Below are 22,904 nucleotides of genomic sequence, written 5' to 3'. Positions count from 1 at the left end.
ATCTGCGTCACCGCAAGGTTTCTGAACCTTGCAGCAAGAATCCGCAACAGTCCTTCAACGAAGAAGGAAGCCCCACATGGCACGCAGACACCTCGCCGCCGCCGCGCTCTTCGCGGCTGCGGTTGTCATGAACCCGACTGGCGCCCAGGCCTCCCCACCTGGCACCAAGGACGTCACCGCCGTCCTCTTCGAGTGGAAGTACGCCTCCGTCGCCCGCGAGTGCGGCAGCACCCTCGGCCCCGCCGGATACGGCTACGTCCAGGTCTCCCCGCCCGCCGAGCACATACAGGGCCCGCAGTGGTGGACCTCGTACCAGCCGGTCAGCTACAAGATCGCCGGTCGGCTCGGTGACCGCGCGGCCTTCAGGAACATGGTCGACACCTGCCACGCGGCCGGTGTGAAGGTCGTCGTCGACACGGTGATCAACCACATGTCGGCGGGCGACGGCACCGGCACCGGCGGCTCGTCGTACACGAAGTACACCTACCCCGGCCTGTACTCGTCGTACGACTTCGACGACTGCACGAGCCGGATCAGCACCTACCAGGACCGCTGGAACGTCCAGCACTGCGAACTGGTGGGCCTCGCCGACCTGGACACGAGTGAGACCTACGTCCGAGGCGCGATCGCCGGGTACATGAACGACCTGCTCTCCCTCGGCGTGGACGGCTTCCGCGTCGACGCGGCCAAGCACATGGACGCCGCAGACCTGGCGAACATCAAGTCCCGGCTGAGCAATCCGTCGGCGTACTGGAAGCAGGAGGTCATCCACGGTGCCGGCGAGGCCGTCCAGCCCACCGAGTACACCGGCAACGGCGACGTCCAGGAGTTCCGCTACGCCTACGACCTCAAGCGGGTCTTCCTAGGCGAGAACCTCGCCTATCTGAAGAACTACGGCGAGGGCTGGGGCTACATGAACAGCGGCGTCTCCGGCGTCTTCGTCGACAACCACGACACCGAGCGCAACGGCTCCACCCTCAGCTACAAGGACGGTGCGAACTACACGCTGGCCCACGTCTTCATGCTGGCCTGGCCCTACGGAGCCCCGGACATCAACTCCGGCTACGAGTTCACCGACCACGACGCCGGCCCGCCGAACGGCGGCACGGTCGACGCCTGCTGGCAGGACGGCTGGAAGTGCCAGCACAACTGGCCGGAGATCAAGTCCATGGTCGCCTTCCGCAACGCCACCCGCGGTGAGGCCGTCACCAACTGGTGGGACAACGGGGGCGACGCCATCGCCTTCGGCCGGGGCGGCAAGGGGTTCGTGGCCATCAACCACGAGCCGGGCTCCCTGACCCGGACGTACCAGACGTCGATGCCTGCGGGGACGTACTGCAACGTGCAGAACAACACGACCGTGACGGTGAACTCCAGCGGGCAGTTGACGGCCACGCTGGGCTCGAACACGGCCTTGGCGATCCACGCGGCCAAGCGAAGCTGCTGAAAGTTCTTTCCAGCAGTTGCAGGACTCTTGCTGAAAGCGTTTCGGCGGCGATACGTTCGCGCGGGGTCGGACCCGAGAGAGCCGCAATCGCAAGGAGTCCACGTCAGTGATACCGAGATGGCCGGTGCCGTCCAGGCGCCGAACCTCCCGTGCCGGACGGGTCGCTGCGGTCACCGCCACCGCGCTGGCCGCAGCACTCGTCCAGCCTCTCGCCGCCGGGGCGGCCACCCCACCGGCGCCCCCGTCCGACGCGAAGCTCGCCGCCGAGCCCGCCCGCCACGACGCCACCCGTGAACAGTTCTACTTCGTCCTGCCGGACCGTTTCGCGGACGGCGACCCGCGCAACGACAAGGGCGGGCTGACCGGTTCACGCCTGTCCACCGGCTACGACCCCACCGACAAGGGCTTCTACCAGGGCGGCGACCTCAAGGGGCTGACCAAGAAGCTCGACTACATCAAGGGCCTCGGCACCACCGCCCTGTGGATGGCCCCGATCTTCAAGAACCAGCCCGTGCAAGGCACCGGCGCGAACGCCTCCGCCGGCTACCACGGGTACTGGATCACCGACTTCACCCAGGTCGACCCGCACTTCGGCACCAACGAAGACCTCGAAACCCTCATCGACAAGGCGCACGCCAAGGGCATGAAGGTCTTCTTCGACGTCATCACCAACCACACGGCGGACGTCGTCGACTACGAGGAGAAGTCCTACGACTACCTCTCCAAGGGTGCCTTCCCGTACCTGACGAAGGACGGCGTGCCCTTCGACGACGCCGACTACGCGGACGGGCGGCGGGACTTCCCCCGCGTCGACAGCGGCTCCTTCCCGCGGACGCCGAAGGTGACCCGGAAGAACAAGGTCCCGTCCTGGCTCAACGACCCGACGATGTACCACAACCGCGGCGACTCCACCTTCGCCGGGGAGAGCTCCACCCACGGCGACTTCTCCGGCCTCGACGACCTGTGGACCGAGCGGCCCGAGGTCGTCAGGGGGATGGAGAAGATCTACCAGCGCTGGGTGCGGGACTTCGACATCGACGGCTTCCGCATCGACACCGTGAAGCACGTCAACACGGAGTTCTGGACGCAGTGGGCGACCGCCCTGGACGCGTACGCCGCCGAGCGGGGCCGCGACGACTTCTTCATGTTCGGCGAGGTCTACTCGGCCGACACGGACGTCACCGCCCCGTACGTCACCCAGGGCCGCCTCGACGCCACGCTCGACTTCCCCTTCCAGGAGGCGGCCCGGCAGTACGCCTCCCAGGGCGGCAGCGCACAGAAGCTCGCGAGTGTCTTCGGCGACGACTACAAGTACACGACCGACAAGGCCAACGCGTACGAGCAGGTCACCTTCCTCGGCAACCACGACATGGGCCGGATCGGGTACTTCCTGAAGCAGGACGATCCGAAGGCCACCGACGCCGAGCTGCTGAGGAAGAACCGGCTCGCCAACGAGCTGATGTTCCTCAGCCGCGGCAACCCCGTCGTCTACTACGGCGACGAGCAGGGCTTCACCGGCGCGGGCGGTGACAAGGACGCCCGGCAGAGCATGTTCGCCTCCCGCACCGCCGACTACCTCGACGACGACCTGATCGGCACCGACCGCACCCACGCCGAGGACGCCTACGACACGAGAGCACCGCTCTACCGGCAGATCAGTGCTCTTGCCAAACTCCGCAAGGCCCACCCCGCCCTGGCCGACGGCGTCCAGGAACAGCGGTACACGGCCGACGGCCCGGGCGTGTACGCCTTCTCCCGCACCGACGCCGAGAGCGGCATCGAGTACGTCGTCGCCGTCAACAACGCCGACGAGGCCAGGACGGCGACCTTCCCGACCGGTTCGGCCGGCATGACCTTCAAGGGCGTCTACGGCACCGACGACTCCCTGAAGAGCGACGGCGACAGGAAGCTCACCGTCACCGTCCCGCCCGGCTCGGCGATCGTCCTCAAGGCGTCGGGCCGCCTCGCCGCGCCCGCCACCGCTGCGACGATCACACTGAAGGCCCCGGCGGCCAGCGCCACCGGCACCGTGGAGCTCACCGCCGACGTCGAGGGCGGCCGGCTCAACCGCGTCGTCTTCGCCGCCCAGGTCGGCAACGGCACGTGGCGGACCCTCGGCTCCGCCGACCACGCCCCGTACAAGGTCACCCAGACCATCGCCGACGACGTACCGCCCGGCACGGCCCTGCGCTACAAGGCCGTCGTGGTCGACTCGTCCGGCCGCACCGCGAGCGCCCTGGCCGCCTCCACCACCGGCACCCCGCCGGCCGAGCAGCTGCCCGGCGCCTCCTCCCGGGACTACGCGATCGTCCACTACAAGCGCGCCGACGGCGACTACGCCGACTGGGGCCTGTACGCCTGGGGCGACCTCGCCGACGGCGAGGCCACCCAGTGGCCCGACAGCCACCCCTTCACCGGCCGCGATGCCTACGGCGCCTTCGCCTGGGTCAAGCTCAAGCCCGGCGCCTCGAGTGTCGGCTTCCTCGTCATCGACAAGGACGGCGACAAGGATGTCGCCACCGACCGCACGATCGACGTCACCAGGACCGGAGAGGTCTGGATCGAGCAGGGCAAGGAGACCGTCACCACCGAGCGCCCGGACCACCCGGCGCCCGACAGGACCAAGGCCGTCCTGCACTACCACCGCGCCGACGGCAACTACGACGGCTGGGGCCTGCACGTGTGGACGGGTGCCGCGCAGCCCACCGAGTGGTCGAAGCCGCTGAAGCCGGTCAAGACTGATACGTATGGTGCGGTCTTCGAGGTACCGCTCAGCGACGGTGCCACCAGCCTCAGCTACATCATCCACAAGGGCGACGAGAAGGACCTGCCCGCCGACCAGTCGCTCGACCTCAAGGCGAACGGCCACGAGGTGTGGCTGTTGAGCGGCCAGGAGAAGTACCTGCTCCCGCAGCCGGCGGGCACCTCGGCCGCACTCGACCTGAGCACGTCCAAGGCGGTCTGGATCGACCGGAACACCCTCGCCTGGAACGGCTCGGAGGCCGCTGCCTCCACCCAGCTGCTGTACAGCCGGGACGGCTCGATCGCGGTCAAGGACGGCGCCCTGACCAGCGACGACGAGAGGTGGCTCCGTCTGTACAAGAGCACCCTCACCGATGGGCAGAAGGCGAAGTTCCCGCACTTGAAGGACTACGACGCCTGGACCGTCGACCCGCGCGACCGCGACCGGGTGCGTGAGGCCCTGCGCGGCCAGGTCGTCGCCACGCAGCGGGCCGCGAACGGAGCCGTTCTGGCCGCGACCGGCGTGCAGATCGCCGGCGTGCTCGACGACCTGTACTCCGGCGCGACGAAGGCCGACCTCGGGCCGACGTTCTCCCGGGGCCGCCCCACGCTGTCGGTGTGGGCGCCGACCGCGCAGCACGTGGCACTGGAGATCGGCGACTCCACCGTGCCGATGAAGCGCGACGGCACCACCGGCGTCTGGTCCGTCACCGGCCCGAAGTCCTGGAAGGGCAAGCCCTACCGGTACGTCGTGAAGGTCTGGGCGCCCAGCGCCGGCAAGGTCGTCACCAACAAGGTCACCGACCCCTACGCGGTCGCCCTCACCGCGGACTCCGAGCGCAGCCTGGTCGTCGACCTCGGTGACAAGTCCCTGGCGCCGAGCGGCTGGTCGACGTACACCAAGCCCAAGGCCGTACCGCTGCGGGACGCCCAGATCCAGGAGCTGCACATCCGGGACTTCTCCGTCGAGGACCGGACGGCCCGGCACCCCGGTACCTACCTCGCCTTCACCGACAAGGCGAGCGACGGCTCGAAGCACCTGCGCGAGCTGGCGAGGGCCGGCACCTCGTACGTCCACCTCCTGCCCGCCTTCGACATCGCCACCATCCCGGAGCGCAAGGCCGACCAGGCGAGCGTCGACTGCGACCTGGCCTCCTACCCGGCCGACTCGGACCAGCAGCAGGAGTGCGTCGGGAAGATCGCCGCGAAAGACGCCTACAACTGGGGCTACGACCCGTACCACTACACGGTCCCCGAGGGCTCCTACGCCACCGACCCGGACGGCACGGCCCGCACGGTCGAGTTCCGGAAGATGGTGAAGGCCCTCAACGACGACGGCCTGCGGGTCGTCATGGACGTCGTCTACAACCACACCGCGGCCGCCGGCCAGGAGCGGACCAGCGTCCTCGACCGGATCGTGCCCGGCTACTACCAGCGGCTGCTGGCCGACGGCTCGGTGGCGAACAGCACCTGCTGCGCCAACACCGCCACCGAGAACGCCATGATGGGCAAGCTGGTCGTCGACTCGATCGTCACCTGGGCCAAGCAGTACAAGGTCGACGGCTTCCGCTTCGACCTCATGGGCCACCACCCGAAGGCCAACATCCTGGCCGTACGGAAGGCACTGGACGAGCTGACCCTCGCCGAGGACGGCGTCGACGGCAAGAAGATCATCCTGTACGGGGAGGGCTGGAACTTCGGCGAGGTCGCCGACGACGCCCGGTTCGTCCAGGCCACCCAGAAGAACATGGCAGGCACCGGCATCGCCACCTTCTCCGACCGGGCCCGTGACGCCGTGCGCGGCGGCGGCCCCTTCGACGAGGACCCCGGCGTGCAGGGCTTCGCGTCCGGCCTCCACACCGAACCCAACTCCTCGGAGAACAACGGCACTCCGGCCGAGCAGAAGGCCCGCCTGCTGCACTACCAGGACCTGATCAAGGTCGGGCTGTCCGGCAACCTCGCCCGCTACCGGTTCACCGACACCGGCGGCAAGGAGGTCAAGGGCTCCGAGGTCGACTACAACGGCTCACCCGCCGGCTACGCGGACGCCCCCGGCGACGCCCTCGCCTACGCCGACGCCCACGACAACGAGTCCCTGTTCGACGCGCTCGCCTTCAAACTGCCCGCCACGACCAGCGCCTCCGACCGCGCCCGGATGCAGGTCCTGGCCATGGCGACCGCCACCCTGTCCCAGGGCCCGGCCCTCTCCCAGGCGGGCACCGACCTGCTCCGCTCGAAGTCCCTGGACCGCAACTCCTACGACAGCGGCGACTGGTTCAACGCCGTCCACTGGAACTGCGCCGACGGCAACGGCTTCGGACGAGGGCTTCCGATGGCGGCCGACAACGCGTCCAAGTGGCCCTACGCCAAGCCCCTGTTGAGCACCGTCCGGGTCGGCTGCGAACAGATCGAGGGCGCCTCGGCGGCGTACCGGGACCTGCTGCGGATCCGTACCACCGAGCAGGACTTCTCCCTGGGTACCGCCGAGCAGGTGCAGTCCCGGCTCTCCTTCCCGCTGTCCGGTAAGGACGAGACACCCGGTGTGATCACCATGCGGCTCGGTGACCTCGTCGTGGTCTTCAACGCCACGCCCGAGCGGCAGCAACAGCGCGTCCCCGCACTCGCCGGAACCGGCTACCGGCTGCACCCCGTGCAGGCTGCGGGGGCGGACCCTACCGTCAAGTCGTCCTCCTACGTGGCGGAATCGGGCACGTTCGCCGTTCCGAGGCGCACGGTCGCCGTCTTCACCCGGGCCGCCGGATAGCCGCACTACGTTGGGTGGGGCAGGCCGCGACCGACGGTCCGCCCCACCCACGTACGCCCCGAGGCGCCCAGTCGACGATGGACCGTAACGGCACGCAGCACAGCCCCGGCACCACCGTGCTGGTCGTGGACGACGTCGCGGCCAGCCGGTACGCCATGGGCGCGGTGCTGAGCCGGGCCGGCCACCAGGTCGTGCCCGTCGCCAGCGGTGGCGAGGCGCTCGTCGAGCTCGACGTCCGGCTCCGGGACGGCGCCCTGCCCGACGTGGCCCTCGTCGACGTGGGCCTGCCGGACATGAGCGGTTTCGAACTGTGCCGCCGGGTCCGGGCCCGGCCGCCCCTGTCCGCGCTGCCCGTCGTGCACTTCTCCGCCGCCGCGACCGTGCCCGGCGACCGGTGCCGGGGCCTGGACGCGGGCGGCGACGCCTATCTGACCGTGCCCGCCGAGCCGCAGGAGATCCAGGCCGTCGTACGGGCCGCCGTGCGCGGGGCGCGCCGCAGCACGGGCGCCGAGACCGCCGTCCACCGTCTGACGCTGCTGTCCGAGGCCATCGTCACCGTGCAGGCCGCCCGCGACCCGCGGGAACTCGCCGCCGCGGCCGCCGAGGGCGCCGCCCGCCTCGCCGCCTCGCCCGCCGTGGTGTTCGTGATCGGCCCGGACGGCGAGCCGTACCGGGGCACGGCCCGCTGCCGCCCCGCGCCCGCGTCCAGTGGCGCCCACCAGGCGGCGGCACGGCTGGTCACCCGGCTCGCGGAGGGCCGCACGGGCGTCCACAGCACCGTCGTCCCCGCGCCGTTGTGGCCGGCCGGGATGTTCCGGCCGGGTGTCGAGGAGGACGCCCGCCTGACGGTGGCGACCGCCCAGGACGGCCGGACGGCGGTCTGCCTGGCCACACCCGTACGGCGCGCCGCGATCATCGACCCGGCGGCCGACGGGCTGCTCGCCCGCCTCGCCCAGGCCTGTGCCCTGGCCGCCGAGCCGCTGCTGCTGTACCGGGTGGAGCGGCACGTCGCCCTCACCCTCCAGCACAGCTTCCTGCCCCAGCCGCACAAGCTGCCGCACCTGCCCGGCGTCGACATCGTCGTCCGCTACGTGCCCGCCTCCCGGCAGACCGAGATCGGCGGCGACTTCTACGCCGCCCTGCGCACCGCCGACGGCGTGCTCACCGCCGTCGGGGACGTCGTCGGGCACTCGCTGGACGCGGCCACCGTCATGGTCGAGATCCGGCACGCGCTGCGCGCCTACTGCGTGACCGAGAGCGACCCGGTGGTCCTGGCCGGGCGGCTCGACCGGATGCTCCAGCAGTACCACCCCGACAGCACGGCCACCGTGTGCCTGGCCCTGCTCGACCCCGGCAGCGGGCGGGTGCGCATCGCCAACGCCGGGCACATCCCGCCGCTGATCCTGCGCGACGGGGGCGGCGCCGAGTACGTCGACGCGTGCGGTCCGCTGCTCGGGCTGGGCCTGCAACGGCCCGCGCCGACCGAGCGGCAGCTGAAGCCCACCGACCGCCTCCTCATGGTCACCGACGGCCTCATCGAGACGCGCGGCACGCCCCTGGAGACCTCCATGGAACAGCTCCGCACGGCCGCCGCGGACGCCCCGGCCGGCCTCGACACCCTCTGCGACGTGCTTCTCGGCTGCTTCGGCCGGGACCGTGAGGACGACATCGCGATGCTGGCGCTGCGGTTAGGGTGAGCCCATCGGCCGCCCAGACCAGGAGTGCTCATGCCGCAGATCACCGTCGACTATTCCGCCGACCTCGCGGACGGCTTCGACCGGCCCGGGTTCGCGAAGGCGCTGCACGAGGCGACGGTCGAGATCGCGGCCGCCAAGCCGGCGGCGTGCAAGACCCGGTTCCGCCGGACCGAGGACATCGTGGTCGGCCCCGAGACCGAGGGGCACGCCCATGTGCACGTCCACATCGCGCTGCTCCCCGGCCGCACCGAGGAGGCCAAGGCCCGGCTCACCGAGGCCACCCTGGAGTTGCTGCGCACCCACGTGAAGGCAGCCGGGGAACGCGCGCTGCACGCCTCCGCCGAGGTGCGCGAACTGGACGCTTCATACCGGAAGTTCGAGGACTGAGAAGCCTGAGAGCTGAGGAGTCCGGGAGCCGCACGGTCTCAGGTCGCCAGCGCCAGCAAGCGCCCGGCCAGCTGGGCGAACGGGCCGTCGGCCGGCTCCTCCTGGGCGATGCGGCGCATCAGGGCGCCCATCTCCGCGTCCTGGGCGGCGCTGACCGCGGTGAGCGCGGCGAAGTCGTGGACGAGCTGGACCTCCAGCTCGGCCCGCGGGATGCGCCGGCCGTCCAGCCAGATCAGCGCCGTCGACTCGGCGAGCGAGATCCAGGACCGCACGACCAGTTCCAGCCGCGCGGGCGGATCGGTCACGCCCAGATGCGAAAGGATCTGGACATACGCGGCCTGCCGTACGGAGTCGATGAGCGCGTTGGTCGTCGAGGAGCCGACCGCCGGGCCGCCGCGCATCAGGGCGGAGAAACCGGGGCCGTGCTCGTCGACGAAGTCGAAGAAGCGGCGCATCACCCGCAGCAGCCGCGCCCCCAGCGGCCCCTCGTGCGGTTCCACGAAACGAGCCGCGAGATCGTCCGAGGCCCGCTTCAACGCGGCCTCGTACAGGCTGAGTTTGCCGGGAAAGTAGTGGTAGACCAACGGGCGTGAAATGCCCGCGGCGGACGCTATCTCGTCGATGGAGACCTCGTCGGGCGAGCGGCGGCTGAACAGTTCGAGGGCGACGCCGATCAACTGCTGCCGCCGCTCCTCGACTCCCATTCTGCGGCGAACCCCGGTAGTCATACGAACACCTTACCGATCGATTCCAGCCTTGAACGGATCGGATCGATCACGGATGTTCACACGGGTGCTCCGGGCGGGTGCCCCGGGCTGGTGCCCGGAGCCGTCGGTCAGTGCAGCCCGCCGATCGGACGCCCGTCCCGCAGCGTGCCCTTCAGCTCGGCCCGCGCCCCCTGCTCGGCCGGCACGGTCAGCAGACTGGTCTGCGACGACCCGGCGACCCCGCCCGTCGCCCGGACCGACGCGGTCGACCGGCCGCCGGCGGCCAGCAGATACCAGTCGCCCGCCTTCGACTTCCACAGCACTCCGGCCAGGACGTGCGGCTCGCGCGCCCCGCACGCGAGGACGTTCTCGGCCTTCGCCGCCACCGCCCCGTACCTCCCGCCCGGGGTGTGGAACTGGGCCAGCACCCGCGCCCCGCCGCCCCGCCAGGTCTCGGCCCGGGTGCACACCCACGCGGCCGTACCGCTCGCGTCCGGCAGCGGCTGCTCGTTGAACGCCCAGGCGTTGACGCTCCGCACACCCGCGGAGCGCACCGTCCCCAGCGAGCAGGCGAACGGCTCCCAGGTGCGCAGCGCCTCGGCGCCGGACGCCTCGCCCGGGGACCCGGGCCGTCCCGCCGTCAGCCGGGCCGGGACCAGTTCGCCGAGGTCGGTCAGCAGCCGCGTCTTCGTACCGTCGGTCAGTTGCAGCACGTTCCACGACGTACACGCGCCGGACCGCAGGACCGGACTGGCCAGCGGCGCGGTCACACCGTCGGTGAGGGCCAGGTCCATCGCGCCGGAGCCCGGCTTCATCAGGTCCCGCTCGCCCGCCTCCTTCACCCAAGGGGCAGTCAGGTAGCGGACGTTGCCGTCGGCCCGGCCCAGGACCACCGCGCCCGCCTCGGCCCGGCCCGCGCCGTCGACCCGGGCGAAGTCGAGGGCGGCGCCCTGGGTGCCCTCCTTCGGCTCGGCGTACCGGGCGATGCGCAGACCGTCGTAGAGGATCACCACGCGCGCCGCGTCGACCGTCCCCGCGTACAGCAGCTGGGGCGGTCCGGCCGGGCCGCCGGACGGCGTGCCGGGCGTCGCGGACACCCGGACCGTCTCGCCGGGGCGGGCCCAGACGGCCAGGGCGCGGCGCAGCAGGGCCGAGTCGCCGGTGAGATCGCCGCGGGCCGGCCACACCGAGAAGTCGGTGCGCGCCGAGCCCCGCCACGCCGTGGGGGAGACCCGGGTCAGCTTCGCCGGGTCCAGGGCGGCCTGGGCGGCCGGATTGCGCGCGTACGGCGGCGCGGCGGCGCCCTCGGGCCCCCAGCCCTCGCCGGGCAGACCCAGCAGCGCCCCGCACACCAGCAGGGCCGCCCCGGCGGCCAGCGCGGCCTTCAGGTGCTGGCGGCGCCGCATCAGGTCGGTGGGACGGGCCTGGAGCGAGCACGGGTCGAACTCGGGGGAGTCGAGCAGTCCGTACTGCGCGGGGATCCCGTCGGCCTCCAGCAGCGCACCGTCCGCGTCGGCGACCCCCGCGGTCGTGAGCACCTTGCGCACGCCGTCGTCCGTCAGCCGCTCCAGGCCGCGCAGCGCGTAGGCGGCCCGGGCCGGTCCGGACAGGGTGGACAGCCGCTGGTCCAGGGCGAGTTCGTCGGCGCCGCCGGAGCGCGGGAACAGCTTCAGGCCCCACACCTGCGGCAGCACCGGCGGCAGCTGGGACCGCTTCGGCCAAGTCTTGCGCTTCAGCGGCAGCCCCGCCTCCAGCGCCGTACGCAGCACCTGCAGACGGACCAGGGCGTAGCCCGGGTCGCCGTCACGGCCGGTCGACTGGGCCGGGATGACCGGTGCCGGGGTGCGGTTGCGGGGGAGTGCGCGCTGGGTGAGGGCGTGTGCGGTGAGGACGCGCCTGCTGCGGCCCAGGCTCGGCGGCAGCACCAGATAGGCGAGCCGCACGAGCCGCGGATAGTGCTCGACGAGCGCGGCCTCGGCCTGCTCGACATCGACGACCGGACCGGCGGGGGAGGGGGGCGCGGGGCGCTGGGCGACATCCTGTGACTGCACGTTCAGCAGAACGAGCGAATCGGGGGATGGTCACCTGACCACGGTCATGCCTCCGGCTGCTCCCCGGGCTCCACGAGCGCCTGGGCGTAGTACGCCGCCGAGCGCTGGTAACGGGCCATATGAGGTGCCAGCGCGCCAAGGGCGAGGGACAGCGCCTCCCGGTCCCTGCCGAGGCTCGACAGGCACAGGGCGAGGAAGTACCGCACGGGGTCGTCCAGTTCGTCGGACGGGGCGTCCAGCTCGGCTTCGAGCAGCTTGACGCCCTCCGCCGCCTGTCCGATGTTCCGCAGTGAACTGGCCAGCTGGATCTTCGTGCGGCGGGCCTTGTACGGGCTGACGCCGGCGAGGCCGAGATCGAGCGCCTCCCGGTAGAGGGGGACGGCCTTGTCCGAGTGGCCCGTGGCGTCCCAGGCACCGGCCTGCTCGAACGGCCCGAGCGGGCTGCCGTCCGGCAATTCGGCGACGAGGGCGTCGACGTCGGCGCGGAAGCGGGCCTCGTCCTCCTCGGTTTCGGCGTAGTCGTCGAACCGGTCCCACAAGGCGGCCACGCGATCTTCCCAGTCCTGGTTCACGAGGACAGGCTCGCACGGACGTGCCTACGCTGACACACGAATTTGAGCGCTGCGCCCGCCACAGCCGTATCGAAGGCGAGAGCCTCTTGCCGGGGCTCCGTGCGGCATGCGTCCGGACCGTGCCGTGACAAGGACCGGAGGAACAGATGAGGGTGACCCGACCGATGCTCGCGCTGAGCGGCGCGGTGGCGATACTGGCGCTGGCCGGCTGCGGATCCGGCGGCAAGGACGAGGCGGCCGTGCCGGAGGCGGTGACCGGCAGCCTGGAGCACATCGCGGCCGAGGCCAAGTGCAAGCCGAACATGCAGACCGACGCCGACACCATCCGCCAGGCCCTGTGCAAGAAGGGCAAGGAGAAATACGTCCTCGCCACCTTCTCCACCGACCGCGGTCAGCGCGAGTGGCTGAACGAGGCGAAGGACTACGGCGGCTACTACCTGGTCGGCCGCAAATGGGTCGCCGTCGGCCAGGAGAAGACGGTCACGGCGCTCCAGGGCACCATCGGCGGGATCATGGAGGAGGGTTCGGAGCACATGAACCCCGGTGGCAGCCACAACAAGGGCGGCCACGACGGCGGCAGCAGCCACGGCTGACCGCGCGAGCGGAAACGGCAAGCGAAAGCCGGCGGTGGGAAATCCCACCGCCGGCTTTCTGCCGTTCTCACCGCGTGAGGACTACTGGCAGTCCTCGCCGTTGTTGATGCACTGGACCATCTCGTTCATCACGTTCTCGTCGAAGAAGTTGATGAAGTCGTTGTGGTCCGTGATCGGCTTGTGCAGCTGCTCCGGGAAGCCGTCGAGCGCGTAAGCGTTCTGCACCTGCCCGTTCTCGATCTGCGGGGCCGGGACGTCGTAGACCAGCTTGGCCTGCAGCTGGGGGATCGCCTGGAACCCCTGGGGACAGCTGCCGTCCGCCTGGACGAAGGCCACGTGGTCACGGTGGTTGGCGCTGTCGATGTTCTGGCCGTCCCAGCAGCTCTGGAAGTTGGACGTCCGCACCACGGAGCTGCCCTCGGGGCAGACCGGGTACTTGTCCGTCACCTGCCGGTCCTCGAAGCCGGTGCAGCTCCAGGACGTGTTGGCGTTCTTGAGGCCGTTCGTGAAGGCCTTGGCGTCACCAGTGATGATGCGCAGGGCCGTCGGCATCGCGACGACATCGCTCGTCTTGTTGCCGACGAACTTCAGCTCGACCTCGGAGACCTGCTGGATCGTGCCGACGTTGCCGTCCTGACCGCCACCGGGGGCGTTCGCGTCGACTTCGTTCTGACCGTCCTGGATGCGGAGCACCGGCCAGTAGTACGTCGACTTGTCGCCCTGGTTCTGGCAGCTGGTGTCGGCCTGGAGGAACTCCTCGTCGCTGGTGAACGCGTCGTTGTCCTGGTTGCCGACGTAGTCGTGCTGGTGCTGCGCACCGTTGGAGACGCCGGGCGCCACGATCACGTTGTCCGAGTTGCGGTTCTCGTTCTCGTTGGTGCCGCAGTTCGTGGTGAAGCTGCCGGTCGAACCGGAGTCCCCGTTCGAGGCCAGACCGTTCGGCAGGTTGCGGGAGTTGGGCTGGACGTCCTCGATGTTGACGAAGTCGTCGGCCACGGGGCCGTTGTCGGCCTGACCGCCGTTGCCGCCCTGGTCCTGGCCGTTGTCGCCGCCCTGGTCCTGGCCGCCGTCCTGGTTCTGACCGCCGTCCTGGTTCTGGTCCTGGCCGTCCTGGTTCTGGCCGTCGTTGTTCTGATCGCCCCCGGCGTTGCCGTCGTTGGTGTTCGCGTCGGCGGCCATGCCCTTGCACTCCGCCATCTGGGCGAGGTTGTCCGGGGCCTGTCCGCCCACCCGCCGGATGTTGATGCCGATCCGGTCGATGGCCGCGACCCGCTTCGACTTCAGCGGGCCGAGGATGGCGTTGTTGACGAAGCCCGGGTCACCGGCCTGGGCCTGACGCGTGGAGGCGAGCCGGGAGTAGGCCTCGCTGATCTGCTTGTCGAGGTTCGCCAGCTCCTTGTCCACCCCCTGGCGCGCACCGTCCGGCACATCGGTCAGCTGCTGTCCGACGTCCGGGCACTGGATCGTGGCGACCTGTGCGCCCGCGGCCTTCGTCTGGTTCGCCGAGTTCTCCTCATGCGCCGAGGCATAGAAGTTTGCCCAGATCAGCCCGCCCCCACCGAGCGCTAGGGCCGCCGATGCGGCTATGGCCTTGGTGGCCATCGGCGTCCGGCGTTTTCTTGTGTTGCGTCCCATGGAACTCCTCTGACTTCCTTTTTCGGGGGCATCGAGGCGCCCGACAGGAGTGAAGCGGCGCCCTTCCATACGGAGGCCGTCCCAGGGGTGTTCAGATGTCTCGGAAATTGATGCGAGATTCGTGAGGGAGCTGTGTTCTCAACAGCCCCACCGGCACCGGGAGTTGTTGATCACCGACCGTGGGTGAAATCAGCGGGTCCGATATCACCGGCCGTGGTCGAGATACGCGAGAACCGCCAGCACGCGCCGGTTGTCGTCGTCCGAGACCTCCAGTCCCAGTTTGGCGAAGATGTTCGCGGTGTGCTTGGCGATCGCCCGTTCCGTCACGACCAGCCGGCCCGCGATCGCCGCGTTGGAGCGGCCCTGCGCCATCAGCTCCAGCACCTCCCGCTCCCGGGGCGTCAGCCGGGCCAGCGGACGGTCGTCGCCCGACTGCCGCGCCAGCAGCTGCTGGATGACCTGCGGATCCATCGCCGTACCACCGGCGGCGACCCGCCGCACCGCGTCCACGAACTGCTCGGCGTCGAACACCCGGTCCTTCAGCAGGTATCCGACGCCGCCGCTGCCGTCGGCGAGCAGCTCACGCGCGTACAGCTGCTCCACGTGCTGGGAGAGCACCAGCACCGGCAGCCCGGGCCGCCTCCTGCGGGCCTCGAGCGCGCACTGCAGCCCCTCGTCGGTGTGCGTGGGCGGCAGGCGTACGTCGACCACGGCGACGTCGGGCTTCAGCTCGGCCAGCGCGGCGGCCAGTTCGGGACCCGACTCGACGGCTGCCGCGATCTCGAAGTCGTGCGCCTGGAGCAGCCGGACGAGTCCGTCGCGCAGCAGGAAGAGGTCTTCGGCTAGGACAACGCGCAAGGGATCTCCATGGTGACCATGGTGGGACCGCCCGCGGGACTGCTGACGGCCAGGACGCCGTCGAATGTACCCAGTCGCCGCTCCACCCCGGCCAGCCCGGAACCGGCCTCGATCACCGCACCTCCCTTGCCGTTGTCGGTGACGGACACCCGCAGATGGCCGTCCGCGTGGTGCAGGTCCACCCAGATCCGGTCGGCGCCGGAGTGCTTCACGGCGTTGGTGAGCACCTCGCTCACGGCGAAGTACGCGGCGGACTCCACGGGCGCCTCCGCCCGCCCGGGCAGGTCCACGTTCACCTCGGTGGCCACCGGCAGCCGCAGCGCCAGCGCCCGTACGGCGTCGCCCAGTCCGCGCTCGGCCAGGACCGGCGGATGGATGCCGCGCACCAGCTCGCGCAGTTCGGACAGCGCCTCGACCGAGGACCTGCGGGCCTGCGCGATCAGCTCCTTGGCCTTGGCCGGGTCCTTGTCGAGGAGCGCCTCGATGGTGCCCAGGTCCATACCGACCGCGACCAGCCGGGCCTGCGCCCCGTCGTGCAGGTCCCGTTCGATGCGCCGCAGTTCGGCGGCCGAGGTGTCGACGGCATCGCGCCGCGTCTCGGTCAGGACCCGCACCCGCTCGGCCAGTTCGCGCTCGTTCGAGCCGAGGACGGCCTGGGTGAGCCGGTAGTGGACGTCCAGCAGGCGCGGGGTGAGGAAGTGCGCGAAGAACAGAACGACGAGGGCCAGGACCGCCGCACCGAAAGCGGAGGTCTGGTCCTGGACCCGCACGAATCCGTACCAGTACCCGTCTGCCCCGTCGAGAATCCGCCACAGCCCGGCCGCGAGCGCGAACCCCTCCAGCGGGAACAGCCAGAGCGCGGCCGGCAGCAGCGCGGTGAGGAACCCGGCCGTCATGTCGACCGGCAGCCACCTCAGGTCCCGCCAGGTCGCCGGGTCGCGCAGCATCCCGAAGGTGCGCGACCACGGATTGGCGTTCTTCGGCAGCGGCCGGTACGCCTGGGGTATCCGCACCCCGCCCCACTTCGCCGCGAGTTCGCGACGCCAGTTCGCGAACGCCCGTACCCCCAGCAGTACGTACGGCGTCGTGACGAGCCCGATCCCGATCGGGATGAGCGCCATGGACACCAGGGACAGGGTGAAGCACAGCACCGCCCCCGGCAGGGAGACGAGGGCGACCCCCAGCCCCCGCATGGCCGCGAGGACGAGGCCCCGCCCCTTCGTCCGTCCGTTGCCGCTCTTCGTGTCGATGGTCATGGCGTCAGTCTCGCCGAGCGGGGGTGCCGGGTCACTGGGCCGGAACACCCGCTCCAAGGGTGGTGCTACGTACACCCCCCACGCCTCAGCCCGCCCCGAGCACCTTCGCCTCCACCTCCGGGTCGAGGCCCGAGCGCGGCCGGTCCGGGCGCTCGGGCGCCACCCCGCCGAGGTCCTGGAGCCACCGCCAGGTGTCGGCCACGGTCTCCTCGACGGGCCGGCAGCTCAGCCCCGCCGCGACCGCCCGTGAGACGTCCCTGCTGTGCAGGGCGTCGTGCAGGTCACTGCCCGGCGGCACCCACACCGGCAGCTCGGTCCACGGCTGGATGCCCGCCTTCAGGATCACCTCCGGCTCGGTCCACCGCAGTTCGGCCGCGCCGCCGGTGACCCGTGCGCAGGTGTCCAGCAGTTCACCCATCGTGGTGTGCCCCGGCGGACTGACCAGGTTGTACGGCCCGCTCAGCTCCCGCTCCGCCGCGTGCAGGACCCACTCGGCCAGGTCACGGACGTCCACGTACTGGAGAGGCAGGTCGCGCGGGCCGGGCGCCAGCATCGGGCCGCCGCGCGCCGTGCGGGCCAGCCACCAGGGCAGCCGGCCGATGTTCTCGTACGGGCCGAGGATCAGCCCGGCCCGTACGAGCACCGACCGGTCCTCGCCGAAGGCGTCCAGCACGGCCAGTTCACCACCGAGCTTGTCCTGCGCGTACGCGCTCTGCTCCGCGTCGGCCGAGGCACCCTCCACCAGCGGCGCGTCCTCGCCGTGCTCGGCGGCCCGGGGCCAGGCGTACACCGAGCAGCTCGACACGTACACGTACCGGCGGGCGCGGCCCCGCAGCAGCCGCGCCGCGTCCCGCACCGCGCGGGGCGCCGCCGACCAGGTGTCGACGACGACGTCCCACTCGCCCGGGTCCTCGGCGAGGGCGGCCGGCCCGCCGGGCGCGGTACGGTCGCCGAGCAGCGAGCGCACCCCCGGCGGCGCCGGGTGCCGCCCCCGGTGGAAGACGGTCACCTCCCAGCCCCGGGCCAGGGCCGCCTCCACGACGGCCCGGCCCACGAACTCCGTACCACCCAGCATCAGAAGTCTCATGTCGTCGACTCTGCCCGCCGGAGCGGCGGTACGGAACGCCTGTCTGCCGTCAGCAGACGGGCGACCAGGGTTCAGCCACCCACCGGGGGCACGTACTTGTAGCCGACCCGGCGCACCGTGCGGATCGTGTCGCGGTGTTCGGCACCCAGCTTGCGGCGCAGGCGGGCGATGTGGACATCGACCGTACGGCCGTCGCCCACATGTCCGTAGCCCCACACCGTGCCGACCAGCTGGTCGCGGGTGTGCACCCGGCCCGGGTGCGCCACCAGGTGGGCCAGCAGCTCGAACTCCAGATACGTGAGGTCGAGCGGGCGCCCGGCCACCTCGGCGGTGCGCTGCGCGGTGTCGACGCGGATCGGCGGCTCGCCGCCCGGGGCGGAGCCTGCGGGACTTTCGGCGCGGGTTGCCTCCGTCCGGTCGGGCGCCGCCGCCGGGAACGGCGGCTGCTGGTCGGCCGGTACGAGCACCAGGTAGCCGATCATCGGCGGCTGCCCCGGCAGCGTGGGCAGGGCGTGCTGGGGCGCCGGCAGCCAGGTGGCGCCCGGCGGCAGCAGGTCCGCGACGGTCACCACCTCGTCCCGGTCGACGGCACGCAGCCGATGCCGGGGCCCGGTGGCCGAGGGGGAGTTGAAGGGGGCGGCGGGAGACAGAGAACGAGTGGTCGCCATGAGAGTCAGCTCTTTCGCGCGAGGAGTTCGTCGGAGAGATCGACGGCCGCGATTCGTGGTCGGGCTCGCCGAGGGACGTACGCGGTTCGCGCTGGCCGAAGGCCGGGGGTGTACGGCTTTAGAGGGCCGGCGCGTTCGTCGCGCGGCAACACACCCGGTCGAAGTCGTGGTCCTGACGGGACGGCCAGAAGGGCTCGAGGTCATGGCGACCCGTCGCGGTGTGCTTCTGGTGGCTGGCCATGCGGCCATTGAAGCAGACCGGTGCCCGGTGCCGGGACCCTCCTCTCACAGCGTGGACACCGGCCGGGAGGGCGGACGGTCGCCCGGAAGGACGAACGGCCCGCCCGGTGCCTCATCCCACCAGGCGCTTGCGCCACTCCAGGGCAGCGACCTCGACCGCCTTGCCCGGGTCGCCGTCCCACTGGGCGGACAGCCCGGCCGCGGTCAGCGCCGCCACGACCCGGTGTCCGACGGCCTTCGTGGTCTCCTCCGAGCCGTCGAACCCGCCGTAGTAGAGCGACAGGCCGTGCCCCTGCGCCGCCCCGCGCGTGCCCTGCTGGTGGAAGAAGACGAACCCGCGCACCCCCGGCTTGCCGTCCGCCTCCGAGCCGATCTCCGACATGCCGCAGCCGCGGCAGCAGGCGAAGTTCTCCCGGGCGACGACGCCGTCGTCCTCCAGGGCCGCGAAAGCCCGCTCCAGCCGGTCCGGATCGGTCGGCCCGGCCCACTTCTCCTGCTCCGCAAGCCGCTCCAGCCACAGTCTCTCGACCAGCTCGCGGGCCTGCTCCTGGGAAACGGGAGCGGTCTCCTCGCCGTCGTCCATCAGATACACGGTCTCGCGGATCATCGCCTCGATGCCCAGGTAGCCGTCCCGGAGCATGTCGCGGACGTACTCCCCGGCCCGCGCGGCCACTTCGGGCGCGAGGGCGGGAGCCGTCTCGGGCAGCCCGAACTCCTCGCGCTCCCAGGCGACTGAGGCGTCCCAGTCGTCCTCCTGCCGCGCCCAGCGCACCATCGCGTCCGCGACCAGGACCGGGTCGGTCACCTCGGTCACCCACATGTACGGCACGGAGCCCGTGCGGTGCTGCAGCTCGTACGCCCCGCCCGCGTCGCGCGCCGTCTGGATGAAGACCCTCGGCCGGTCCGGTATCCGCTGCACGACGAGGAAGTGGTCGTCCTCGCCGCCGATCCGCTCCACCAGCTCCCGCAACCGCCGCGCCGAGACCCGCGCGTACGTCCGCCCGCTCTCCGTCATGACCTTGACCGGAAGTCCCCCGTCGATCTCCATGCCCCCACGATGACACGCCCCACTGACAACGCGAGGGGCGCCCACCGCGAACGGTGAGCGCCCCTCAGGAGCCTTGCGGGCGGATCAGACCTGGCCGGCCTTCTCCAGCGCCGAGCAGCAGGTGTCGACGAGCAGGCGGGTCACCACGTACGGGTCGACGTTGGCGTTCGGACGGCGGTCCTCGATGTAGCCCTTGCCGTCCTTCTCGACCTGCCACGGGATACGGACCGAGGCACCGCGGTTGGAGACGCCGTAGGAGTACTCGTTCCACGGGGCGGTCTCGTGCAGACCCGTCAGGCGGTCGTCGATGCCGGCGCCGTAGTTCTTGACGTGGTCGAGCGGCTTGGAGCCCTCACCGAGCGACTCGGCCGCGGTGATGATCGCGTCGTAGGACTCGCGCATCGCCTTGGTGGAGAAGTTGGTGTGCGCGCCGGCGCCGTTCCAGTCGCCCTTCACCGGCTTCGGGTCCAGCGTCGCGGCGACGTCGAAGTCCTCGGCGGTGCGGTAGAGCAGCCAGCGGGCCACCCACAGGTGGTCGGAGACCTCCAGCGGGGAGACCGGACCGACCTGGAACTCCCACTGACCGGGCATGACCTCGGCGTTGATGCCGGAGATGGCGAGGCCGGCCTTCAGGCAGTTGTCCAGGTGCGCCTCGACGACGTCACGGCCGAAGATCTCGTCGGCGCCGACACCGCAGTAGTAGCCGCCCTGCGGGGCCGGGAAGCCGCCCTTGGGGAAGCCGAGCGGGTAGCCGTCCTGGAAGAAGGTGTACTCCTGCTCGATGCCGAAGATCGGCTCCTGCGCCGCGAACTTCTCCTCGACCTCGGCCAGCGCGGCACGCGTGTTGCTGGCATGCGGGGTGAGGTCGATGTTCAGGACCTCGCACAGCACCAGGATGTCGTCGCCGCCGCGGATCGGGTCCGGGCAGGTGAAGACCGGCTTGAGGACACAGTCCGAGGCGTGGCCCTCGGCCTGGTTGGTGGAGGACCCGTCGAAGCCCCAGATCGGCAGCGCGTCGAGACCGGCGGGCGAGCCCGCGATGATCTTGGTCTTGGAACGCAGCTTGGCCGTCGGCTCGGTGCCGTCGATCCAGATGTACTCAGCCTTGAAGGTCACGGGCCACATCCTTGGGTGTGTCTGGGCGCGTATCGCGGGTGCTTGCGGCGCTGCGGCACTGGGGCGCCGCTCAATGCCCGGCAGCCTGTCAACAGGCGATTTCCCGGCCATTGCTCGAATGTGAACCCCGTGTTACCTGGTGCCGCTGTGCCGCACCTCACGCTGTGAGGGCGTCTGCTCGCGGGGGAGGAGCAGGTCACCGGCTTCCCTCCGTCAAGCCGGTGACCTGCGCCGCGTGTCCCACAGCGCGCCGGTCCTGCCGCTCCTGGCCGGGAGCGGCAGGACCGCTGACACGTACGAGGAGGCGGCCGAGGGGTGGGCCGCCGCCTCAGTGACTCACTCGTCCTCGCTCGTACGGCGTCACCCCACCTTCTCGATCACGGCCCGGCGGATCAGGAACTTGCCGGGCTCACGGACCTGTTCGAACGCCGCGTTGTTGAGCAGCACACAGCTGCCGGAGACCGAAGTGACCTCCACCGTCGTGGACTTGTCGTTGTCCAGGTTGGTGACCTTCAGCTTCGTGCCGGCCGGGAACTGGTTGCTGGACGCGGCGGGCGCACCGTCCTCGCCGGAGAGCGTGACGGTGGAGCCGTTGCACACCTGCTCACCTGAGGCCGCGGCGCCACCGCCGGAGTCGTCCGCGGGGGCCGACGGGGCGGACGGGGCCGACGGGGCCGACGGGGCGGGCTGCGAGGGCTGCGCGGCCTGGGAGTCCTGAGCCGACTCCCCAACCGCGCACCCCGACGCCTCCTGCTTCCGCTCGATCTCCTCGATGACCGCCTGGCGGTTGGCGATCCGGGCTTCCGACTGGGCGTCGGGGTTGGCCCGCTGGTCGGCGATGAACTTCTCGTTGTTGCCGAGGGCGGTGGCGAGTCCCAGACAGGCCGTCGACTCCGCCGCCGACTTGGGGGCCGGCGGCGTGGCGTTCGACGTGGTCGCCATGACGAAGGCCCCGCCTCCCGCCACGGTCGCCGCGCTCACCAGCAGCGCGATCTTCTTCTTCGTGCCGAGCGTTCTCCTACGCGACATGCGCGCCTCCTGAAGAGGTAGGGGGAGCGTACGCCGCTATGTACGAGATACCGAACGAGGTTACTCAGCGGTTACAGGAGTCACTGACGTAACGTCCGTCACACAAGAAGGAGATCTCCAGAGCGCCCCTAACGGGACAGGGCGTCCCGTACGGCCTCATCGGTGCGCGCGACCACCGCCGTACCGTCGTCCGCCGTGATGATCGGCCGCTGGATCAGCTTGGGGTGCTCGGCGAGGGCCTTGATCCACCGCTCCCGCGAACTCGCGTCCCGGGCCCACTCCTTGACGCCGAGTTCCTTGGCGGCGGCCTCCTGGGTGCGGGTGATGTCCCAGGGCTCCAGACCGAGCCGGTCCAGCACGCCCCGGATCTCGTCCTCGCTCGGCACGTCCTCCAGATAGCGGCGGACGGTGTAGTCGGCGCCCTCCGCGTCGAGCAGCTTCACGGCACTGCGACACTTCGAGCAGGCCGGGTTGATCCAGATCTCCATGGGGCTAAGGTACGCCCTCGTGACGCCGCTGAGCGGGGGCCTGAACCTCGTTCTCCACTCGTGTCACCGCACCCCCTAAAGCCCTTGTGGCCAGGGCCTTTTGTCAGTGGTGGGCAGTAGAATAGAAGCAGTGTTCGAGGGTGGCGCCGGGATCGCCGAGGACCCCGGAGTGCCGCCCTCACCGCGACAGGAGGATGCCTGTGCCCGCTGCCGCACTGAAGCCGAAGCCGCTGCCCACCCAGTCCACCGCGAAGCGCCCCGTCCTGCTCGACCTGCCGTACGTGCCCGTGGAGAAGCGGCCGCTGCCGCCGGGCCGGCCGCGCGAGTGGTACGTCGCGCACAACCGTCGCCTCAAGGCGATGCGCCTCGCCATCGCCCTGCTCGACTCCGGCGTCTACATGCCGAACCAGGCCCGCAACGAGACGATCCGCGACACGGCGGAACTGATCGGCGTCCACCCGCCGTCGGACACGACGTGCCACATGGTGAGGGCGTTCATGCGCTACTCACGATGAGCTG

At 70.9% G+C, this 22,904-nt stretch carries 18 protein-coding genes; 6 read left to right on the top strand and 12 right to left on the bottom strand.

The genetic code is table 11. The annotated features are described in order from the left end of the window. Nucleotides 1–76: 76 nt before the first annotated feature. From ACZ3I3_RS04495 to ACZ3I3_RS04480, 4 genes are all read left to right on the top strand, one after another. The gene (locus tag ACZ3I3_RS04495) at nt 77–1,447 is read left to right on the top strand and encodes an alpha-amylase (protein ID WP_467362450.1); all 1,371 of its coding nucleotides are present in this window, start codon (nt 77–79) and stop codon (nt 1,445–1,447) included. Between the two features lie 106 nt (nt 1,448–1,553). Next, nucleotides 1,554–6,953: a pullulanase-type alpha-1,6-glucosidase gene (gene pulA, locus ACZ3I3_RS04490; protein ID WP_467362448.1), complete on the top strand. Its 5,400-nt coding sequence runs from the start codon at nt 1,554–1,556 to the stop codon at nt 6,951–6,953. 77 nt (nt 6,954–7,030) lie between these two features. Beyond that, nucleotides 7,031–8,650 (top strand): SpoIIE family protein phosphatase, encoded by a 1,620-nt coding sequence (locus ACZ3I3_RS04485; RefSeq protein WP_467362446.1) that lies wholly within the window; start codon nt 7,031–7,033, stop codon nt 8,648–8,650. Nucleotides 8,651–8,680: 30 nt separating this feature from the next. Continuing rightward, nucleotides 8,681–9,037: a 5-carboxymethyl-2-hydroxymuconate Delta-isomerase gene (locus tag ACZ3I3_RS04480; protein WP_467362445.1), complete on the top strand. Its 357-nt coding sequence runs from the start codon at nt 8,681–8,683 to the stop codon at nt 9,035–9,037. 38 nt (nt 9,038–9,075) lie between these two features. Here the strand turns inward: ACZ3I3_RS04480 and ACZ3I3_RS04475 are convergent, their stop codons facing one another. The 3 genes from ACZ3I3_RS04475 to ACZ3I3_RS04465 all read right to left on the bottom strand — a co-directional run bounded on the left by ACZ3I3_RS04475 (nt 9,076) and on the right by ACZ3I3_RS04465 (nt 12,367). After that, complete coding sequence (locus ACZ3I3_RS04475) at nt 9,076–9,765, bottom strand: TetR/AcrR family transcriptional regulator (RefSeq protein ID WP_397627154.1); 690 nt, start codon at nt 9,763–9,765, stop codon at nt 9,076–9,078. A 107-nt stretch (nt 9,766–9,872) separates the two neighbouring features. Then, the gene (locus tag ACZ3I3_RS04470) at nt 9,873–11,795 is read right to left on the bottom strand and encodes a hypothetical protein (RefSeq protein ID WP_467362443.1); all 1,923 of its coding nucleotides are present in this window, start codon (nt 11,793–11,795) and stop codon (nt 9,873–9,875) included. A gap of 44 nt (nt 11,796–11,839) precedes the next feature. After that, the gene (locus ACZ3I3_RS04465; protein ID WP_467362441.1) at nt 11,840–12,367 is read right to left on the bottom strand and encodes a tetratricopeptide repeat protein; all 528 of its coding nucleotides are present in this window, start codon (nt 12,365–12,367) and stop codon (nt 11,840–11,842) included. 146 nt (nt 12,368–12,513) lie between these two features. Here ACZ3I3_RS04465 and ACZ3I3_RS04460 point away from each other — a divergent pair, with 146 nt between their 5' ends. Continuing rightward, nucleotides 12,514–12,960 carry a hypothetical protein gene (locus ACZ3I3_RS04460; RefSeq protein WP_467362440.1) on the top strand — a complete coding sequence of 149 codons (447 nt, stop codon included), beginning with the start codon at nt 12,514–12,516 and terminating at the stop codon, nt 12,958–12,960. Nucleotides 12,961–13,041: 81 nt separating this feature from the next. Here the strand turns inward: ACZ3I3_RS04460 and ACZ3I3_RS04455 are convergent, their stop codons facing one another. From ACZ3I3_RS04455 to ACZ3I3_RS04415, 9 genes are all read right to left on the bottom strand, one after another. Continuing rightward, nucleotides 13,042–14,595 (bottom strand): DUF1996 domain-containing protein, encoded by a 1,554-nt coding sequence (locus tag ACZ3I3_RS04455; protein ID WP_467362439.1) that lies wholly within the window; start codon nt 14,593–14,595, stop codon nt 13,042–13,044. Nucleotides 14,596–14,799: 204 nt separating this feature from the next. Further along, the gene (locus ACZ3I3_RS04450) at nt 14,800–15,453 is read right to left on the bottom strand and encodes a LuxR C-terminal-related transcriptional regulator (protein WP_467362437.1); all 654 of its coding nucleotides are present in this window, start codon (nt 15,451–15,453) and stop codon (nt 14,800–14,802) included. Further along, nucleotides 15,438–16,709, bottom strand: a complete 1,272-nt coding sequence (locus ACZ3I3_RS04445; RefSeq protein ID WP_467362435.1) for a sensor histidine kinase — start codon at nt 16,707–16,709, stop codon at nt 15,438–15,440. Before ACZ3I3_RS04445 ends, ACZ3I3_RS04450 begins: the two co-directional genes overlap by 16 nt. A gap of 85 nt (nt 16,710–16,794) precedes the next feature. Further along, complete coding sequence (locus tag ACZ3I3_RS04440) at nt 16,795–17,796, bottom strand: NAD-dependent epimerase/dehydratase family protein (protein WP_467362434.1); 1,002 nt, start codon at nt 17,794–17,796, stop codon at nt 16,795–16,797. Nucleotides 17,797–17,867: 71 nt separating this feature from the next. Continuing rightward, on the bottom strand, nt 17,868–18,464 hold the full coding sequence (locus ACZ3I3_RS04435; RefSeq protein WP_467362432.1) for a winged helix-turn-helix domain-containing protein: 597 nt from the start codon (nt 18,462–18,464) through the stop codon (nt 17,868–17,870). Nucleotides 18,465–18,816: 352 nt separating this feature from the next. Next, entirely contained in the window at nt 18,817–19,752 is a 936-nt protein-coding gene (locus tag ACZ3I3_RS04430) for a DUF6891 domain-containing protein (protein ID WP_467362430.1), read from the bottom strand. 84 nt (nt 19,753–19,836) lie between these two features. Then, on the bottom strand, nt 19,837–20,868 hold the full coding sequence (gene glnII, locus ACZ3I3_RS04425; RefSeq protein WP_467362429.1) for a glutamine synthetase: 1,032 nt from the start codon (nt 20,866–20,868) through the stop codon (nt 19,837–19,839). Between the two features lie 360 nt (nt 20,869–21,228). Next, nucleotides 21,229–21,897, bottom strand: a complete 669-nt coding sequence (locus ACZ3I3_RS04420; RefSeq protein ID WP_467362427.1) for an RlpA-like double-psi beta-barrel domain-containing protein — start codon at nt 21,895–21,897, stop codon at nt 21,229–21,231. 128 nt (nt 21,898–22,025) lie between these two features. After that, nucleotides 22,026–22,385: an arsenate reductase family protein gene (locus ACZ3I3_RS04415; RefSeq protein ID WP_356924368.1), complete on the bottom strand. Its 360-nt coding sequence runs from the start codon at nt 22,383–22,385 to the stop codon at nt 22,026–22,028. Nucleotides 22,386–22,585: 200 nt separating this feature from the next. On the opposite strand from ACZ3I3_RS04415, the gene ACZ3I3_RS04410 reads away from it, so the two are divergent. Then, complete coding sequence (locus tag ACZ3I3_RS04410) at nt 22,586–22,900, top strand: hypothetical protein (RefSeq protein ID WP_356924369.1); 315 nt, start codon at nt 22,586–22,588, stop codon at nt 22,898–22,900. Nucleotides 22,901–22,904 lie beyond the last annotated feature (4 nt).

It is taken from the genome of Streptomyces sp. NPDC016851 (genome assembly GCF_055562795.1).
Note: the sequence above shows the minus strand (reverse complement) of the source record. Positions and strands in the feature narration are given on the sequence as shown.

Coding starts and splice junctions, on each gene's coding strand:
- ACZ3I3_RS04495 (WP_467362450.1), top strand. CDS start 77: ATGGCACGCAGACACCTCGCCGCCGCCGCGCTCTTCGCGGCTGCGGTT.
- ACZ3I3_RS04485 (WP_467362446.1), top strand. CDS start 7,031: ATGGACCGTAACGGCACGCAGCACAGCCCCGGCACCACCGTGCTGGTC.
- ACZ3I3_RS04480 (WP_467362445.1), top strand. CDS start 8,681: ATGCCGCAGATCACCGTCGACTATTCCGCCGACCTCGCGGACGGCTTC.
- ACZ3I3_RS04475 (WP_397627154.1), bottom strand. CDS start 9,765: ATGACTACCGGGGTTCGCCGCAGAATGGGAGTCGAGGAGCGGCGGCAG.
- ACZ3I3_RS04460 (WP_467362440.1), top strand. CDS start 12,514: ATGAGGGTGACCCGACCGATGCTCGCGCTGAGCGGCGCGGTGGCGATA.
- ACZ3I3_RS04455 (WP_467362439.1), bottom strand. CDS start 14,595: ATGGGACGCAACACAAGAAAACGCCGGACGCCGATGGCCACCAAGGCC.
- ACZ3I3_RS04445 (WP_467362435.1), bottom strand. CDS start 16,709: ATGACCATCGACACGAAGAGCGGCAACGGACGGACGAAGGGGCGGGGC.
- ACZ3I3_RS04440 (WP_467362434.1), bottom strand. CDS start 17,796: ATGAGACTTCTGATGCTGGGTGGTACGGAGTTCGTGGGCCGGGCCGTC.
- ACZ3I3_RS04435 (WP_467362432.1), bottom strand. CDS start 18,464: ATGGCGACCACTCGTTCTCTGTCTCCCGCCGCCCCCTTCAACTCCCCC.
- ACZ3I3_RS04430 (WP_467362430.1), bottom strand. CDS start 19,752: ATGGAGATCGACGGGGGACTTCCGGTCAAGGTCATGACGGAGAGCGGG.
- ACZ3I3_RS04420 (WP_467362427.1), bottom strand. CDS start 21,897: ATGTCGCGTAGGAGAACGCTCGGCACGAAGAAGAAGATCGCGCTGCTG.
- ACZ3I3_RS04415 (WP_356924368.1), bottom strand. CDS start 22,385: ATGGAGATCTGGATCAACCCGGCCTGCTCGAAGTGTCGCAGTGCCGTG.